The following is a 17596-nucleotide window of genomic DNA, read 5'->3' on the forward strand; positions in this document are numbered from 1 at the left end:
GGGGCAAAACAAAAAAATCATTTATTATGGGCAACTACAGTAAATTGACACTTGATTGATTAGTAATGAATATTTTAAAATATACTGTTTTAATAACCCAAGGGATAATTTATCTTTTGGGTTTTTTTATGCTTTATGTATAGGTTTTTATCTTTGCTTCAAATATAGAATGATGACGGAGAAAATTAAAGTGATAGCCTTTGATGCTGATGATACCCTTTGGATCAATGAAACCTTTTTCAGAGAAGCAGAACAAGCCTTGGCCAGGATATTGTCAGATTACGGAAGTGAGCAGGAAGTGGTGGACTTTTTATTTAAGATAGAAACCAGTAATATCCCTCTATTTGGCTATGGTATCAAAGGATTTACACTTTCCATGATTCAATCTGCCATTGAGTTTAGTGAATATAAAATTACCGCAAAACAAATAGAATCTATTATTTATTTAAGCAAAGAAATGGTTCGTAAGCCAGTGGAATTATTAGATGGCGTAGAGGAGGTTTTAAAAACGCTTCAGGCTAAAGGTTATAAAATGGTAGTAGCTACTAAAGGTGATTTGTTGGATCAGCAAAGAAAGTTGAAGAAGTCAAATTTAGAATCTTATTTCCATCATATTGAAGTGATGAGTGATAAGCAAGAGGATGATTATTTCAAATTGATTCAACATTTAGATATCAAAGCAGACGAATTTCTGATGATTGGGAATTCCATAAAATCTGATGTGATTCCAGTATTGAATCTTGGTGGCATGGCTTTTCATGTGCCCTTTCATACTACTTGGCAGCATGAAGTTGTAGATTCCAAAATTATCCATCCTCAATTTAAATCTTTCCATATGATTACAGATATTCTTGCTGTGCTTTAAATATCTGATATTTCAAAGTATGATGTTTCTTTACATGCTCTCATTAAATAGGATGAAATAATAGGCTTGTTTGTTTATTCGATTTCTCTAATTATTTTAATATAGTATAGGAATAAACCCAAAGATTTTTTAGGTTTGGGGCTCAGCAAATGACTAAAATATGGGCAGTGAAAAATATATCAATCTCGATGAAGATAATATTTCTGATGAGCATATCTGTTGTGCTTTTTCTGATAAAAAATGTAGCGAAGGCTATCAATTAAAAAAAGAGTGGCTGAAAAAGCAATTTAAGGATGGTTATGTATTTCGGAAGCTTGACGAGCGTGGAAAAATTTTTATAGAGTATGTTCCTGCAGAAAAAGCTTGGGCACCTATTATTGCTCCAAATTACATGCTCATTAATTGCTTTTGGGTTTCTGGGAAATTCAAAGGAGAAGAACATGGTAAGGAGCTTTATCAATATTGTTTAGAGGATGCTAAAGAAATGGATGGACTTGTTGTGATGGCTGCCTCTAGAAAGCAGCCATTTATGTCGGATAAGAAATTCTTCATCAAACAGGGCTTTCTATTGGCAGATACTGCTCCTCCATATTTCGAGCTGTGGTATAAACCCTTAAAAGCAAATGTACCTATTCCAAAATTTAAAGAGATAGCCAAAACTGGGAAAAATGATATCAAAGATGGTTTGGTTGTATATTTTACCAACGCTTGTCCTTTTAATGAGTATTATGTGAATACCGAGTTAAAGGCTGTAGCTGAGAAACAGGGTGTGAACTTGACCATAAAGAAGCTTGCAAGTCGAGAACAGGCTCAAAATCACTTTGTACCGCATACTCTTTATAGTATTTTCTATAATGGAGAATTCATCACTCAGCATATTCTAAATGAGAAAGCTTTCGACAGGTTTATCCAAAAATAAAGAAGCTAACTTCTTGGGAGCTTTTCTTAAAATTCAAAACAAAAGTTTACTTGTAGTCATGGGAATGGTTTCGTTAGTGCTTTTTGAGTTATGTTTGTTAAATAGTCTAACTAGTTTTTGAAGCTTCGGCATTTGATAAATCCATTATAGTACAATTGATTATTGTTTAGTAATTATGGTTCAAGTATAAGCAAAATATTGTTTCCTGCACAATTAGTGTTTAATTTAAAACACAAAAAGATAAACAAATGTTTCCTATTATCTTGGTATTTCGGAATATTTAAATACCTTTGCTACTTCTTAATGCTTAGGTTATCAATTGTTTTCTTGTTTAATTTATTTAATTAATTTTCTTGGAGTCTAAGGATATTTAGATGCTAGTTTTACAATTGTTTAACCCCATGTTTAATATTAATTATAGATAGATGAACAATATTGCAACATTATTTTCCATAAAGGATTTGGAAAATTTATCAGGAATAAAGGCCCATAGTATTAGAATTTGGGAAAAAAGATATAATCTTTTGGAACCAAATAGAACAGATTCGAATATTCGATATTACGACCTAGAAAACTTGAGGAAGCTGTTGAACATCACCATATTGTATAACCATGGCTATAAGATTAGTAAAATAGCTAAGTATTCTATTGAGGAATTGGAAAATAAAGTACGTGAGTATATTGGTGGAAAGAGTGATCAAGAACATTTTGTGAACTCTCTCAAAGTTTCCATGCTCAAATATGATAGAAATTTATTTGAACATACTTATAATAGTCTAGTTGCAGAATCTTCATTTAAAGATGTTTTTATCAATATTCTTATACCATTTTTGCAAAATATTGGATTAGAGTGGCAGAGTAATAGCATTACTCCAGCACATGAGCACTTCTTTACAAATCTCCTCAAACAAAAATTACTTATTAATATAGAACGTGTTCAGCAAGTGCTTCCTAAAAAACCAGATGAGGTTTATGTATTATATCTTCCTCTAAATGAGATTCATGAATTTGGTTTGCTCTATATTCATTATGAGTTATTGTTGAAAGGGCATCATTCTATTTATTTAGGGCAGAGTGTTCCCTTGGAAAATTTGCAATCCCTTCAAAGCAATTTTAAAAAAGTCAACTTTGTCAGCTATTTTACTGTTAAACCAGATCCAGATGAGGTTAATGCCTATGTCAATCGCCTTCAAGAGGAGGTTTTGAATGGACGAGAGGACCAGATTTATTTATTAGGACGCCGAACTGCAGATATAACACCACCAAAGAGTTCAAAGCAAATTATCATTTTCAATGATTTACTTTCGTTGACATCTTCTTTATAATTGCTTTTTCGTAATTTTGACTGGTATATTTATTGAAACACTTAATCTAAAATTATGAAAACGGCCATCATATACATCAGTAAGCATGGTACCACTGAAATAGTCTCACGAAAAATTGCAGAAAAATTCCCTACCGATGAGGTGGATATCATCAATCTGAAAAAGCAAAAACTGGATAGTCTGTCCCCTTATCAACGTATTATTTTAGGAGGTAGTATTCATATGGGGAAAGTACATAAGAAGACCACCGCCTTTATTGAGAAATACCATAACGAATTATTAGAAAAACAGTTGGCTTTATTTTTATGCTGTATGGAAAGGGACCAAAAAGCTCAGGAACAGTTCGATTTGGCGTTTCCGCAAGATTTAAGAAATAAAGCCTTAAGTAAGGGTTTGTTGGGTTTTGAATATTTGTTGGAAAAGATGAATTTTATTGAGCGCATGATGGTGAAGAAAATCACCGGAAAAGATAAGAGTTTTTCGAAAATTAATGAGGCTGCCATACTTTCGTTTGTTAATGGAATAAAACATCATCAAGTTTTATCTTGATTTCAATTATTATTATCACTAAGTAATATTAGAGTAAAATAGTATGTGCTTTAACATCTTATTTCAGATTTAATGGGTTGATAATTAAATTTCTACATCTGTTTTTCTTTACCTTTGTGAGGAATCTTATATAATAAGCAATGGAAAATAGAAGCATCAAAGAGTATTCAAAAGGAGAGCTGCAAATAGTTTGGGAGCCAAAGAAATGTATACATGCGGCTATATGTGTAGAAAGACTACCTAAAGTATATCAGCCAAATCAAAAACCTTGGATTAATCCAGAATTTGCCTCCATAGAAGAATTGAAAAATCAAATAGATTTATGTCCATCCGGAGCGTTATCTTATTATATGAAAAATGAAGATCAAACTAAAAAAAACAAAAAAATGGAAAAGATTAAAGCGATAGTAAAACCTAATGGGCCAGTTATTATTCAAGGAAATTTCACCATAACTCATACTGATGGTAGGGTGGAGGAAATAGAGAAAATGGCAGCAATTTGCAGGTGCGGGGCATCTGCTAAAAAACCTTTTTGCGATGGAACGCATGCAAAAGTTGGGTTTAAGGGATAGGGTAAAGTTTTTATACTGTATTGGGAATATGAGTATGAATGACAATAATCTTTTTGGAAATGAGGAAATGTAGACGGGGATTGTTTTTGGCTTGCCATAAATAATCCCCGTCTTTTTAAACATAGCAAAGACATCTATCCGATGTGTAATGAAGAATATTTATTAATCATTGTGTACATCATTCACATTTTAATTTATTAGATTAAAACCTACCCATTTCATGCACTTATTCTTATAAGTGCTTTATAGATTCATAGTGATTTTTCTTTTTCATCAGTCAATAAAAAGAAAACTAATATTAAAGAACTGATAACTAGATATTAATAATTTTTAATTCCCTATATTTTCTAATGAAAAAATAACTACTTTTGCAACCTTTTTCGAATAAGAAGGAGTTTAATACAATACGCTTTATGATAAATGTTGCAGATTTAAGAATCCAATTTGGTAAAAGAGTTTTATTTCAAGATGTAAACCTTAAGTTTATGCCAGGTAATTGTTATGGTGTTATTGGTGCCAATGGAGCGGGAAAGTCCACTCTGTTGAAAGCTATTTCGGGTGAGATAGATGCTACTAATGGCCATATTGGTATGGGAACAGGAGAAAGACTTTCCGTTTTAAGTCAGGATCACTATGCTTTTGACGATTACTCCGTTATAGATGCGGTATTGAAAGGTCATACTGAGCTATGGGATATTATGAAAGAAAAAGATGCCATTTATTGTAAAGAAGATTTCTCTGATGCAGATGGTATAAAAGCAGCTGAATTAGAAGAGAAATTTGCAGATATGGATGGTTGGAATGCCGAAAGTGAAGCTGCAAGTTTATTAAGCGCTTTGGGAATCAAAGAAGAATTTCATCAAACCATGATGGAGGATATGTCTGGTAAGCAAAAAGTGAGAGTATTATTGGCTCAAGCTCTTTTTGGAAAACCTGATAACTTACTTCTCGATGAGCCTACTAATGACTTGGATTTAGAAACGGTTACTTGGTTGGAAAACTATTTAGCTAATTATGAGAATACAGTTTTGGTTGTTTCTCACGATAGACACTTTTTAGATGCCATTAGTACTCATACCTTAGATATTGATTTTGGTAAGGTGCAGTTGTTTGCAGGTAACTATAGCTTTTGGTATCAAAGCAGTCAATTGGCTTTAAAACAATCTCAGATTCAAAATAAGAAAACAGAGGATAAACGTAAAGAACTTCAAGAGTTCATTTCTCGTTTTAGTGCCAATGTAAAGAAATCAAAGCAGGCAACTAGTCGTAAGAAAATGTTAGAGAAGTTGAATGTTGATGATATTCAACCCTCAACCAGAAGATATCCCGGTATTATTTTCACACCAGAAAGAGAAGCTGGGGATAAAATTTTGGAAGTTAGTGGTTTGAGTGCTAGTATTGACGGTAAAGTATTATTTAAGGATGTTGATTTTTATGCCAATAAAGGGGAGAAAATCATTTTTCTATCCAGAGACCCTCGTGCAATGACTGCTCTTTTTGAAATCATTAATGATAAGAGACAAGCAGATAGTGGAGGCTTTGAATGGGGGCAAACTATTACTCATGCTTATTTGCCTATGGATAATTCTAAATTTTTCCGCTCAGATTTGAATTTATTCGATTGGTTATGTCAGTTTACAAATGACACTACTGATTTATATATTCGTGGGTATCTAGGTAAGATGTTATTCTCTGGTGATGATTTGCTAAAGAAAGTTGAGGTATTGTCTGGAGGAGAGAAAATGCGTTGTATGATTTCTAAAATGATGCTGGTTGATGCCAATGCATTGGTTCTTGATACACCAACAAACCATCTTGATTTGGAATCTATTCAGTCCTTTAATAATAACCTAATTAAATACCCTGGTAATGTATTTATGTCTTCTCATGACCACGAATTCATTTCATCGGTTTGTGATAGAGTTATTGAGTTGACTCCTACAGGAATTATTGATAAACACATGAATTATGATGATTATATCACCGATGAGAAAATTCAAGCTCAGCGTGAAAAAATGTATCAATAGTCTTTCTTAAGCTTTCTGTTTATTGTTCTTGAGTAACTATCTTGTTATTCCTTCTTTTTGATTCCATTTCATTTCTATTTATTTGATAGTGTTAAGTATATTAAATAGTCTTTAATGTGCTGAAAATTTACAGGGTTTCATAATAATTGGTTGATTATGTCTATATTAGCGCCGCTTAATTGTAGCGGTGGAGGATGCTAATCATCATTCTATTAATTATTGCAGATTTAAGCCTACTTTTAAAACTATATACTACAAAATATAAACTATCATGACTATGAATGCTATTAATCAAAAACTTAAACTCACCGAGAAGCTTGGCTATGCCTTGGGCGATGGTGCCGCAAATATTGCATGGCGTGGAGTTTCTACCTTCCTTTTCATCTTTTATACTGATGTGTTTGGGCTTCATCCCGCAGCTGTTGGTTTGCTAATGTTGGTCGCGAGATTTAGCGATGGCATTAGCGATGTGCTTATGGGCGTTATTGGTGACAGAACCAAATCTAAATATGGAAAATTCCGTCCTTGGATCTTGTGGACAGCTATTCCATTAGGTGTTATTCTATCCCTGCTATTCACGAGTCCTAATCTAAGCCCAACAGGGAAGATAATTTATGCCTATGCTACTTATATCATATTCACACTAGTTTATACGGCTAATAATATTCCTTATGGAGCGCTTATGGCTGTAATGACGGGCGATGATAAAGAACGTACAAGCTTAGGAGCTTATAGGATGGTAGGAGCCTTTGCCGGAGGAATGTTGGTGCAAGGAGCCTTATTGTTCCTAGTGGCTTTCTTCGGAAATATTAATCCAACTATAGAAGTTGATCAGCTCGAGAATAATCGATTTGAGGTTCATGTTTCCACTTCTCAGGATGTGGAAAATGTAAAGATTGCTACTGAGGATGGCATTGCATTATTCACTTGGGTAAACACTGAAGAAAAGTCCAATGACCCTACGCCTACACAAGGTAAAGCCTTTTCCATGATTGGAGGAAAAGACTATAGCTTTATTGTAGAAGGCGAAGAAACTTTAAGCGCTGAAAATATTAGTATCATCAACCAAAAACAAGGTTATAGTAATTCTATCTATGTGCTATCGGTGGTGTTGATTTTAGCCATGTTTATCACTTTCTATTCTACCAAAGAACGAGTGTTACCACCCAAAACTCAAAAAACTAATCTGTCTAAAGATTTCAAAGATTTAATAGGTAATAAGCCTTGGTTGATTTTGTTGGGAATAGGTCTGTTGTTTGTCATCTATAATTCCATCAAACAAGGTATTGTAGTTATCTATTTCTCTCATTTTATTCATAACCAATTATTAGCAGCTAGCTATATGGTGGCCCTTATGGTCGCTTCTATTGGTGGTGCTATGGTGACTACCTTCCTCAGTAATAAATGGGGAAAGAGAAACCTATTTATTATTGCGCTAGTTTTTTCTGGAGCGGTTAATGCCTTATTGGTATTCTGTGGGCCAAATGACATTATTAGCATATTCTCCATCGGAATTATCTCTGAGTTTGCTGCTGCTATTTTCCCTACTTTATTCTTCGCTATGCTGGGTGATGTAGCTGATTTCTCAGAATTTCGTAATGGACGAAGAGCGACAGGTTTAATCTATTCGGCAGGCTCTTTTTCTACTAAGTTTGGTGGAGGAGTAGCAGGAGCTATTATAGGTTTTGTGCTTGCTGCTTATAGTTATGATGGCCAAGATGCCGTTGCTATTGAAGGGGCTATCCCGGGCATAAAAATGCTGATGAGTTGGGTTCCTGCAGTCATTGCATTGATAGCAGCTATCTTTATGTTGATGTATCCATTGACTCAATCTAAAATGAATGAAATCACCACAGAACTAAATGCTCGAAGGCTAAAAGAGCTAGAATAGATTCCTATGGTTACTTGGTATGAGAAGCTGTTTTGCTAGTAAAGGCCATTTCTTTTTATAGAATGTCTTATGAAGGAAATCCAAGAAAGGCTGTTCGAATATATGTTGGCAATGATTATATTCAACATAACCCAATCGTAGGGGATGGAAAAGAGCCATTCATAGCCTATTTTGAGAGAATGCAAGAAGAGTATCCTGAAAAGAGTATCGAGTTTGTAAGAGTTATAGCGCAAGGGTGATTTGGTAGCTCTACATACTCATCAAACTTGGCCTGGAAATGATCAATATGTGACTATGGATTTCTTCAGGTTCGATGAAAATGCAAAAATTATAGAGCATTGGGATGCCATGCAACAGATTCCAGAATCTACTTTAAATGGTAATCCCATGTATTAGAGGAGGCTCGGTAGTTAAATCTCGTTTTGATTTTTGAACCTTCTTTTTGGTGAGGATGAAGTCGTTTATAGGTTTTCAAGTCCTACCTTTTGAAAAAACAGTCTGTCATACTATATCAAGCAGTTATTCATCCTAATATTGATGATGGTAATTCGGCCAAAACTATCTGGGTATAATGATGAAATATAGTGTTTGCTAAGCAATTTTTGTATAGTTTTATAGTTTGTAAAAAGAATCTTATACCTTATTCAAAAATGAAGTACACAATACTTATTTCTGTTTTTTTATTTTTGTTTGTTCGGATAAATGCTGAAGAAATAGTCTTTACAAAACATGAATCTCCTTATCTTATTACAGAGGACTTGATCATAAATAGTTCTGATACATTATTGATATTGCATGGGGCAACATTGATTATCGATCAGGATATTAATATTATCATTAATGGTACGCTTCAGGTTAATGGAAGCAAAGAAGAACCTGTTTCCTTCCTTCCACAAGTACCAGAAATTGGCTGGGGAAAAATTGAGTTAAATAAATCTGGAGGACATTCTTCTATAAGATATGCTGAAATTACAGATGGTTATATAAAATCGAATGGGTGTCAACTTAGCCTTAAGAATGTTAATTTTTATAATGAACAGAATTTAACTTGGGAAATATCCTTAGTATGGGTGCTTAATGCAGGTGCCGATATAAGGGACTGTGTTTTCCGAAATAATGGTAAAGGAGAAGGTATTCAAGTATCAAATTCGAATAGTGTTTTTATTAAGAATTGCAATTTTTTTAATACACCCGACGCTATTGAGCTTATCAAGGTTAATGGTGGTAGGATAGTGAGTAATTATATGAGTGAAGGGCCAGATGATGGAATAGATCTTAATAATTGTATAGATACACAAATAGATAGCAATATTATTGTTTCGTATGTTGACAGGGGGATGGAGCTTGGGAGTGAAAACTTTGGAAGTTCAGAGGGGATAGTACTAAGGCATAATTTAATTGTTGATTGTAATGTTGGTGTGATATTAAAAGAGAATTCTAATTGTTATATCAAGAACAATACTTTCTATGGAAATGACATTGCTATTCGGTGTATTGAAAATAATGATTTAGCTAAAAACACTCGTGCTGAAGTTGTTAATTGTATCATTTCTCAGTCAAGAAATATGGATGTATTTAGTGATGAACTCTCTACTTTAACCATAGATTATACTTTGTCAGATAGAATACTCCATCAAGGTCAGAATAACATATTTGATGATCCTATGTTTTTGGATACTGTAGATTTTAGAATATCTACTGAGTCTCCATGTGTTAATGCAGGCGATCCCAATTTGGGTAGTGACCCAGATGATAGTATTTGTGATATTGGAGCCTATTGGTCAGGTGATGTGAATTTCTTGAATCCGTCAGTATTTTCAAAAGATTATATCATTTTCCCTAATCCGTTTATGGAATATTTTATCATTAAAGATGTGTATCATAATTTAGAAAGAGTGAATATCGGTTTATTTGATATGGAAGGCATTAGCATTCCTTATAAATTGGTTGATATGGAATCTGGGAGCATTAGAATTCATCCTTATTATTTTACAGGCTCGGTATTGATTTGTAAAATTGATGATGGTGATAAGGTATTAACCAATATTTTGCTAAGAACAAAGTAATTTGTTTTGCCTAGTTTTAAGAGCTTGCTTTGATGTTCAATTTTACCTATCAATTGCTTTTTCTGGTGTAAATGAGCTTATTTCCAGGGTTCCAATTCTCTCCTTTGTCGAAGGAATTTTCAATGAGTACATTAAAGTGATCTGAATCTTCAGGAGTGATGGTGACCTTTCCAAATGCCTGAGGGTCTTGCATTCCACCATAAATCATTTTAGTATTATCCGCAGTAAAAGTGGAATCGCTTATCTGGCCTATAAACATTTCTGTTTCGCCTGAAAAGTCGTTATAAACGCATACGCGATATTTTCCACTCCCAGCATGATAACTATACTGTGAAACGATGGGCATTACAAAATCAGTTTTATACCTTATTTTTTCTTCTAGCATATTATTCGCAGCATATTTGATGGTAGAAGTTGTTGCATCCATGGGATACCACTTGTTGGCTCGTCCACTCCATCCTTGTACTTCCACATCCCAACTACCTTTCATAAAACTCAAGGCTTCCATTTCTGAACTTTTTGCCATTTCGAAGAGCTCCTCATCAAGTTCTATATTGAATAGAATGTCTTCTATTAAAAGAACTCGGTTTCTTTGGCTAAACATCTTTTCTTCATAGTAAGGAATCACCAAGCCATTGATTTCTCTGAAATCTTCGAAATAGCTTTCTGCTGGTGTGGGGTAAGTAAAATCTACCCAATAAGAGTCGCGACGGTATTCTAAATAAGTATTGGCATCAATATACCAAGTCTCATATTTGCCACTAGGACGGGTGAGTTTAATGGTATAAACCTCTACACCTTCTAAATCTTGCTTGCCTATTAACTTAGCCACCAATCCTTTTTCTTTATAATCGAGAAAAGGAGTCATTAGGCTAGATTTTTGTTGAAAGACATTATCCTCGTCTTTGCTTAGAATTCTTGGAAAACTGATTTCATGCCATGGGTCAATGGTCCAGCCATGTTCTCCATCGAAAGCTTCGATAACAGCATGTTTACCCAAGTGTAACTCGCTATAATATTGACCTTTATTGGTTTTTATGGCCATCCAATCTTCTTCTACACTAAAGGCAGTAAATCGGCCAGTGATTTTCATGTTATTCACCTTAGCCCAATTTTCTGCTCCTCCTCTGGCTTCTATATGTTTGCTGATAATTTCATCCAATTCTTGGGCTTGAATCACCCCAAAACATAATACTAATAATAAGCTCCAAATTAATTTACTCTTCATCATTTTAGTTTTTGGTGTTTCTATTTGATTTTATAACAAGCCATATGTGTAAGATTCCTCACATATACTTTTCCATTTACAAAACTCGGTGCAGTCCATGATTTGCCCTCCAAGGCTTGAACGGAAGTTTTTTCTACATAAGCGTCAGGTTTGGCTTCTACAATAATGAGTTTCCCTTTGTCAGATAAAACCAATAATTGATCATCAACGATCATCAAGCTCCCTTTTCCAAATCCTCTTTTGGTCCATTTTGCTTCTCCTGTTTCTGCTGAGATACAGCGCAGAGAGGCCACATGAAATCCATAGATATATCCATCGTGATAAACCGCTGTGTTGAAATCCGTTTTCATGCTGGTTCCTCTAATAAATTCGGTGGCTTTATGGTCATTTATTTCTACTATCACAAAACCAGGATTTCTAATTCCAGATAAGAAGATTTTGTTGTTTTTAATCAGTAATGGCATGGCTGTAATTCCTCCAAAAGGCATGGCATAGGTCCATAAGGTATCTCCTTTTGGGTTGAAAGAATACAGGGTTTTTCCATTGGCAAAGATGATTTGTAATTGCTCATCAATGGTAGTGAGTAGGGGAGAATTGAAAGAGGCATTTCCCTTTCCATAATTCCAAACGATTTCGCCATTTTCTTTATCAAAAGCAACAAAAGCCTTATTCTCTGCTCCACCCACTTCCATAATTAATAAGCCCTCAAGTATGATAGGCGAAGTAGAAAACCCCCAGCGAGGTTCTGCAGATCCGTATTTAGCTTTAAGGTCTATTTGCCAAATGATAGCTCCATCTTTTAGGTGATGAGCACTAAGTTTTCCATGGCCGCTCAAACAATATATATGTTCATCATCAATAGAAGGAGTCGTTCTAGAACCATCTCCCCAGCCATCTGGGTCAAAATAAATACTATCTACTTTTTGTCGCCAAAGCTCTTTTCCTGTTTCTACTTCGTAGGCAGCTAGAAATTCACTGCCAGTAGTGCTATCTATGGTTTGGCTGGTCATGGTATACATTCGGTTTCCCATCATGGTGAGTTCAGCAAATCCAGAACCCAATTCATGTTTCCAAACCAACTCGGGTTTACTTGTCGACCAATCCACTCCATCTAGGCTTTCCATACTTTTTCCAGACCTATCTTCTCCTCGAAACTGTGTCCATTTATTCGCAGACTCCTCCTGAGCAATGCCAAGTGAAACCAGGCCAATCATTAATAGCCATAAAATACTCAAACGCGTGAAATATTTATTCATATTATTGAAATTTAATGAATGATAAAAAAAGGTGAAGATATTCTCTATCTCCAAAATTTTGGGTGGTTTTACAAGCGTTTCTCAAATGATACTCAAATGCTGCTATAAAAATAGGAAAAATCATAATGGTAGCCATGATTTAATCTGAATTCTATTTGATAAGCTGTTTATTTAGAAAAAGTTAAAATTGGAATGCTTTGATTTTGTCTTTTATTCGTTACTAATCAGTCAAGTGTCAATTTACTGTAGTTACCCATAATAAATGATTTTTTTGTTTTGCCCCTTCCCCATGGGGAGCCAAAAAAATCAGATTTTAGTTTCAAAAATCAAATTAGAATAGAATATCAAATTTTTCAATCTAATCATTTTGCTGAATCTTTTCCCTGACTCCCCTTGGGGTTGGGGAAATCAGGGGAAATTAAACTATAGTAATTCTTACTGATTAGTAACTTTTATTCTATGGTGTTATTGGAAAAGCCTCATCGATAAAAAATGACATGGTACACATACTAACCTACATTGATGTTAATTTTATATCTTAGTCCCCACATAGCATGACCTATTTTTTACATATAATATATTGTTTTAAACTCACCAACCCATACTAAGGTTTATGAAGGATATTCCGGAAATAAGTTTTAATAAAGATAAGGAGCAGTCAATAAGTGGCTTTGAACTTATTGAGTTAAAAGGACTATTTCAAACTTCTGAGCAACCCATAGATCATAACCCATACCGACCACATCGTTTAAACTTTTTTGCCAACTTGATAATTACAGATGGAGAGGTGAATCATATTGTCGATTTTGAGGTTCACCATCTACAAGCAGGGGATGTGATGGTTATTTCAAAGGGTCAGATACATGCTTTTGATGAGTTTTCTCAATATTATGGTTATCTAGTACTATTCACGGAAGAGTTTATGCATAAATATATAGCTCAGTCTACTATTGCAGAGATTAAGCATTTGTATAATTACTTCTTAAAGCACCAAAAGATTAACGATTTAGAAAATAGTCAAATTTTCATAAGCACTCTTAAAAAGGAATCTAAAAATCATTCTCCATTACTGCCTAACTTGTTTGGCGCCTTACTCAGTATCTACCTTCTTAAATTAAACGACAAAAATATGAATACTACACATTTTATCGATATTAAGAGTTTGGATTACTTTAACCAGTTTAGGCTTCTGATAGAAAAGAACTTTTCAAAAACGCGTGATGCCAAAGTATATGCCTCTGATTTATCGGTTACTTATCGTTACTTGAATCAAGTTTGTAAGGAGGTTTCAAAGAATACTGCGAAGTCTTTTATCGACAGTTATGTGGTGCTTGAATCTAAAAGGTTGCTGGTAACTACTTCGCTTTCAGTCAAAGAAATATCATTTGTTCTTGGTTTTGAAGAGCCAACTAATTTCACGAAATTTTTCAAGAAACATACTAAAGAAACTCCATTTCAATTTAGAAATAGAGGTGATTAGAAATCTGGATAAAAAGCCTTAAAGTGACTTTATAAGCCTAATTAGGAATTGTTTTTTAAAGGGGTGTTGCATAGATTAACCATTTATAATCATGTTTTCACCTTTCCTAGGGTCTTTTTTCGCCACATCTTTGCAGCATAATTAAAAACAAAGATAAAGATGAAAACAATGACAAGAAAATTACTATTGATGGCAATGATAAGTTTATTTGCTTTTACTGCTTGTGATAAGGATGATGTAATACTAGATGAAACCGTTTTGGTTACCGAGGGTAATACAGTAACAGTTAGAAATACCTATAATGATTCTCATGTTCCTGAGATTTCTTTCTCGGCCTATCTCGATTATGCTTTTTATGGTTCTGAAGTGGAATTCCCAGAGGCTTTAGCTGCTGACTTAAGTTCAGCTGCAGGTCCAGTGATAAATGGTTTGTATGCGATCAATTTTACTGCAAATACTATTGAATTTACTCTGTTACCAGACAGTGAGGATTTATTTTGGAAAAATAATTATAGAACCTTAGAGGAGGGTGTGTATGATAGATATTATTTCACCTTTGCAGAAAATCATAATGTGGGTTCTTTTACTTGCGATAATCCAGCCATTCATTTAAGAATAGACTCTGAAAATATAATTGTTGTTGAGGTGGGTGAGGGTTTTGAGTTTCAACCTGGAGCAGCTTTTACCATTGCTTTAGGAGCGGAGGATGCGGCCAATGCGCCTATAGTACAAGGAGATGTTATCACTATGCGAAATACTTATAATGATGCTCAAGTTGCAGAGGTTTCTTTTTCTTCCTATTTAGATTATGCCTTTGGCTCAAACCTTGGTGAAGATGGTTTGGATTTAACCCGTGGTGTGATAATCGAAGGAGTATCTTTAGGTGACGATGGATTAGATTTAAGTGCTGATGTAAATTATAGTTCGGTAGAATTTCCTGACTTCTTGAAAATTGATTTAAGCGGGAATGGAGGGATGATGGTCAATGGTTTATATTCCATCGATATAAATGAGAATTCAATAGACTATGTCCTGTTGCCAGATGCCAACGATTATTTCTGGAGCCAAAATTACAGGGTACTCGAAGAGGGTGTTTATGATAGGTATTACTTTACATTTGACGAAGCTCATGGTGTGACTTCTTTCTCTTCTACAGAAAATGCCGTAAATTTACGAATTGACTCGGATAAGATATTGGTAGTAGAAATTGGAGAGGGATTTAATTTCCAACCAGGTGCCGCTTTTACTATTGATTTGAAATAAATAATAATAAAAACAATCTGTTGAGCATATTGAAGATAAACTTACATTAGATTCGAGGTGTTCAACAGATTAACTTTAAAAAGAAACCCATGAAAATAGCAGTAACAACAGCAAGCGGAAATTTAGGTTCTACTATTATAGAACACCTCAAGCTGGAAATAGGAAAAGAAAACGTCATAGGAATCGCTCGAACTCCAGAAAAAGCAGCCTTCTTGGATGTGGAAATCAGAAGAGGAGACTATAATAATAAAGCAGAATTTGTGGAGGCTTTGAAAGGAGTAGATGCCGTTTTATTAGTATCTGGAATGGACCATCCCGACAAGCGAATTCAACAGCACAGAAATGTGATTGAAGCTGCTAAAGAAAACGGGGTGAAAAAGATTGTATATACCAGTATTATGGGAGCAGAGGAGGGTAATGCCTTTAGTCCGGTAGTAGCCAGCAACAGACAAACCGAAGAGGATGTTAAAAACTCAGGTTTGGATTGGGCCATAGGAAGAAATGGGATTTATATAGAGCCCGATTTGGAGTATATTGAGACCTACGAGAAAGAAGGTGGTATTATCAATAGTGCTGGCAATGGTAAATGTGGCTATACTTCTCGTAAAGAATTGGCTTTCGGCTATTATAATCTCCTCATTAAAGATGATTTAAATGGTGGTACTTACAATATGTATGGCGAATCCATCACTCAGCAAGAATTGGCCGATTCCATCAATGCGGTTTATGGAACTCATTTGAAGTATCAATCAGTTTCTGTAGCAGAATATACTCAGCAAAGAAAAGCTGCTTTGGGTGAATTTTTGGGAACCGTTATTGGCGGAATATACGAAGGAATCAATGCGGGAAAGTATGATGCACATTCCGATTTCTTAAAAGTTACAGGCAGAGAACATCATTCAGCAAAGGAAATGATTCAAGAGTATCTAGCGAAATAGGGAAAGCATTTTTAGTATTTAGCATACGTTTTCGAACAAGGGGTAATTAGCAATGATTAGCCCTTTTCTCATTCTGTATTTCCACAATTTGATTATCTTAGTAGCCATAATGAGGGTGCATACTTTATTTGAAAGAAGCTAGCTCATTTCTACCCACATCAAATGAAAAATTTGGCTATAATTTATCGCTTTATAAAATGAGTAATTAGTATTAATTGATCAGTATATCATGAATTCAAATAAAAAAGAAGACATCCCATTTCACCATTATTTGGACACGCATAAATACGTAAACATAGATGATGGAAGCCCTGCTCTGAGCATCAATCCGAGTTTTCCTTTTATCATGACTCAGTTTGATATTATGCAGGATAGGGCTCAGACCACTTCTCCTCATCGTCATGATTATTATGAAATCATTTTTCTGGAGGATGGTGCTGGTGAGCATATTGTGGATTACGAACCTCATCAGGTAAAATCTCCAGCTTTTTATTTTCTTTCTAAAGGACAAATTCACTTTTGGCAACTTGAAAAGGCATTAAGAGGGAAGGTTTTACTATTTCCAAGGGAATTTCTTATTCCACCAGGAGCACATTTTAATTATGAAGATGATTTGCTAATATTTAATAGTCTCAGTCAGACTCCTTGTGTTGCTATAGATAAAGAAAATGAGGCCAAAGTAAATGAGATTTTATCTAATATTAATGAAGAATTCGAAAGAAAGTCGGATTGTAGTCTTTCTATTCTTCGTGCATATGTGCATGTTTTACTGGTTCATTTGCTCCGTATTTATGCATTGAAGCAACCCACCAATATTTTGGATTCTACCAATATTATGGTTCGTAAATTCAGACAATTGGTTTCCGAGAATTATCTTACCGTTCGGAATGTTCAAGAATATGCCGATTTAATAGGGATAAGTACGACTCACCTTAGAGATACCGTTAAAGAAATTACAGGCTATTCTCCTGGTCAGATTATTCGCCAAGAGATTATCTTTGAAGCCAAACGTAGGCTCGCTAATACAGAGATGACCACTGCAGAAGTGGGGTATACCCTAAACTTTGAAGATACTTCTTATTTTAGCAGGTTTTTCAAGCGAGAAACGGGTTTGACTCCTTTAAAATACAGGGAAGGAATAAGAGAGAAATATCAAATCAGCCTCTGATAAGAGTTGGACACCTAAATATGGGATAGAAAGAAATTAAGGATGAATG

The 17596-nt window shown here is 34.6% G+C and carries 14 protein-coding genes; 12 read left to right on the forward strand and 2 right to left on the reverse strand.

Features of this window, described 5'->3' with window-relative positions; translation table 11 throughout:
• Window positions 1-172: 172 nt before the first annotated feature.
• The 8 genes from HNS38_RS15140 (at window position 173) to HNS38_RS15180 (ending at window position 10214) form a co-directional block, all read left to right on the forward strand.
• Window positions 173-865 carry an HAD family hydrolase gene (locus tag HNS38_RS15140; RefSeq protein WP_172278650.1) on the forward strand — a complete coding sequence of 231 codons (693 nt, stop codon included), beginning with the start codon at window positions 173-175 and terminating at the stop codon, window positions 863-865.
• Window positions 866-1025: 160 nt separating this feature from the next.
• A complete protein-coding gene (locus HNS38_RS15145) occupies window positions 1026-1784 on the forward strand; it encodes a GNAT family N-acetyltransferase (protein WP_172346672.1) in 759 nt (252 codons plus the stop codon).
• A gap of 425 nt (window positions 1785-2209) precedes the next feature.
• Window positions 2210-3109, forward strand: a complete 900-nt coding sequence (locus HNS38_RS15150) for a MerR family transcriptional regulator (RefSeq protein WP_172346673.1) — start codon at window positions 2210-2212, stop codon at window positions 3107-3109.
• A gap of 54 nt (window positions 3110-3163) precedes the next feature.
• Window positions 3164-3658: a flavodoxin domain-containing protein gene (locus HNS38_RS15155; RefSeq protein WP_172278644.1), complete on the forward strand. Its 495-nt coding sequence runs from the start codon at window positions 3164-3166 to the stop codon at window positions 3656-3658.
• Between the two features lie 140 nt (window positions 3659-3798).
• A complete protein-coding gene (locus HNS38_RS21245) occupies window positions 3799-4230 on the forward strand; it encodes a (4Fe-4S)-binding protein (protein WP_172346674.1) in 432 nt (143 codons plus the stop codon).
• 413 nt (window positions 4231-4643) lie between these two features.
• The gene (locus HNS38_RS15165) at window positions 4644-6257 is read left to right on the forward strand and encodes an ABC-F family ATP-binding cassette domain-containing protein (protein ID WP_172278640.1); all 1614 of its coding nucleotides are present in this window, start codon (window positions 4644-4646) and stop codon (window positions 6255-6257) included.
• A gap of 271 nt (window positions 6258-6528) precedes the next feature.
• Window positions 6529-8148: an MFS transporter gene (locus tag HNS38_RS15170; RefSeq protein ID WP_216663741.1), complete on the forward strand. Its 1620-nt coding sequence runs from the start codon at window positions 6529-6531 to the stop codon at window positions 8146-8148.
• Window positions 8149-8798: 650 nt separating this feature from the next.
• Window positions 8799-10214, forward strand: coding sequence for a right-handed parallel beta-helix repeat-containing protein (locus tag HNS38_RS15180; protein WP_172278638.1), 1416 nt, complete (start codon window positions 8799-8801; stop codon window positions 10212-10214).
• 49 nt (window positions 10215-10263) lie between these two features.
• On the opposite strand, the gene HNS38_RS15185 is transcribed toward HNS38_RS15180, so the two are convergent.
• Both HNS38_RS15185 and HNS38_RS15190 read right to left on the reverse strand, forming a co-directional pair.
• On the reverse strand, window positions 10264-11442 hold the full coding sequence (locus HNS38_RS15185) for a hypothetical protein (protein WP_172346675.1): 1179 nt from the start codon (window positions 11440-11442) through the stop codon (window positions 10264-10266).
• A 20-nt stretch (window positions 11443-11462) separates the two neighbouring features.
• Window positions 11463-12698 carry a PQQ-binding-like beta-propeller repeat protein gene (locus HNS38_RS15190; protein ID WP_172278634.1) on the reverse strand — a complete coding sequence of 412 codons (1236 nt, stop codon included), beginning with the start codon at window positions 12696-12698 and terminating at the stop codon, window positions 11463-11465.
• Window positions 12699-13311: 613 nt separating this feature from the next.
• Between HNS38_RS15190 and HNS38_RS15195 the strand changes: the two genes are divergently transcribed.
• The 4 genes from HNS38_RS15195 (at window position 13312) to HNS38_RS15210 (ending at window position 17547) form a co-directional block, all read left to right on the forward strand.
• On the forward strand, window positions 13312-14178 hold the full coding sequence (locus HNS38_RS15195) for an AraC family transcriptional regulator (protein ID WP_172283886.1): 867 nt from the start codon (window positions 13312-13314) through the stop codon (window positions 14176-14178).
• A 168-nt stretch (window positions 14179-14346) separates the two neighbouring features.
• Window positions 14347-15441, forward strand: coding sequence for a hypothetical protein (locus HNS38_RS15200; protein WP_172283884.1), 1095 nt, complete (start codon window positions 14347-14349; stop codon window positions 15439-15441).
• Between the two features lie 89 nt (window positions 15442-15530).
• A complete protein-coding gene (locus HNS38_RS15205) occupies window positions 15531-16379 on the forward strand; it encodes an NAD(P)H-binding protein (RefSeq protein WP_172283882.1) in 849 nt (282 codons plus the stop codon).
• 229 nt (window positions 16380-16608) lie between these two features.
• Window positions 16609-17547 (forward strand): helix-turn-helix domain-containing protein, encoded by a 939-nt coding sequence (locus tag HNS38_RS15210; RefSeq protein ID WP_172283880.1) that lies wholly within the window; start codon window positions 16609-16611, stop codon window positions 17545-17547.
• The last annotated feature ends 49 nt before the right edge of the window (window positions 17548-17596 follow it).

Source organism: Lentimicrobium sp. L6 (assembly GCF_013166655.1).
Taxonomy (GTDB): domain Bacteria; phylum Bacteroidota; class Bacteroidia; order Bacteroidales; family UBA12170; genus UBA12170.

Bases quoted from the DNA above. Each gene is read 5' to 3' on its own strand.
- HNS38_RS15140 (WP_172278650.1), top strand. From the start codon at position 173: ATGACGGAGAAAATTAAAGTGATAGCCTTTGATGCTGATGATACCCTT.
- HNS38_RS15145 (WP_172346672.1), top strand. From the start codon at position 1,026: ATGGGCAGTGAAAAATATATCAATCTCGATGAAGATAATATTTCTGAT.
- HNS38_RS15150 (WP_172346673.1), top strand. From the start codon at position 2,210: ATGAACAATATTGCAACATTATTTTCCATAAAGGATTTGGAAAATTTA.
- HNS38_RS15155 (WP_172278644.1), top strand. From the start codon at position 3,164: ATGAAAACGGCCATCATATACATCAGTAAGCATGGTACCACTGAAATA.
- HNS38_RS21245 (WP_172346674.1), top strand. From the start codon at position 3,799: ATGGAAAATAGAAGCATCAAAGAGTATTCAAAAGGAGAGCTGCAAATA.
- HNS38_RS15165 (WP_172278640.1), top strand. From the start codon at position 4,644: ATGATAAATGTTGCAGATTTAAGAATCCAATTTGGTAAAAGAGTTTTA.
- HNS38_RS15170 (WP_216663741.1), top strand. From the start codon at position 6,529: ATGACTATGAATGCTATTAATCAAAAACTTAAACTCACCGAGAAGCTT.
- HNS38_RS15180 (WP_172278638.1), top strand. From the start codon at position 8,799: ATGAAGTACACAATACTTATTTCTGTTTTTTTATTTTTGTTTGTTCGG.
- HNS38_RS15185 (WP_172346675.1), bottom strand. From the start codon at position 11,442: ATGAAGAGTAAATTAATTTGGAGCTTATTATTAGTATTATGTTTTGGG.
- HNS38_RS15190 (WP_172278634.1), bottom strand. From the start codon at position 12,698: ATGAATAAATATTTCACGCGTTTGAGTATTTTATGGCTATTAATGATT.
- HNS38_RS15195 (WP_172283886.1), top strand. From the start codon at position 13,312: ATGAAGGATATTCCGGAAATAAGTTTTAATAAAGATAAGGAGCAGTCA.
- HNS38_RS15200 (WP_172283884.1), top strand. From the start codon at position 14,347: ATGACAAGAAAATTACTATTGATGGCAATGATAAGTTTATTTGCTTTT.
- HNS38_RS15205 (WP_172283882.1), top strand. From the start codon at position 15,531: ATGAAAATAGCAGTAACAACAGCAAGCGGAAATTTAGGTTCTACTATT.
- HNS38_RS15210 (WP_172283880.1), top strand. From the start codon at position 16,609: ATGAATTCAAATAAAAAAGAAGACATCCCATTTCACCATTATTTGGAC.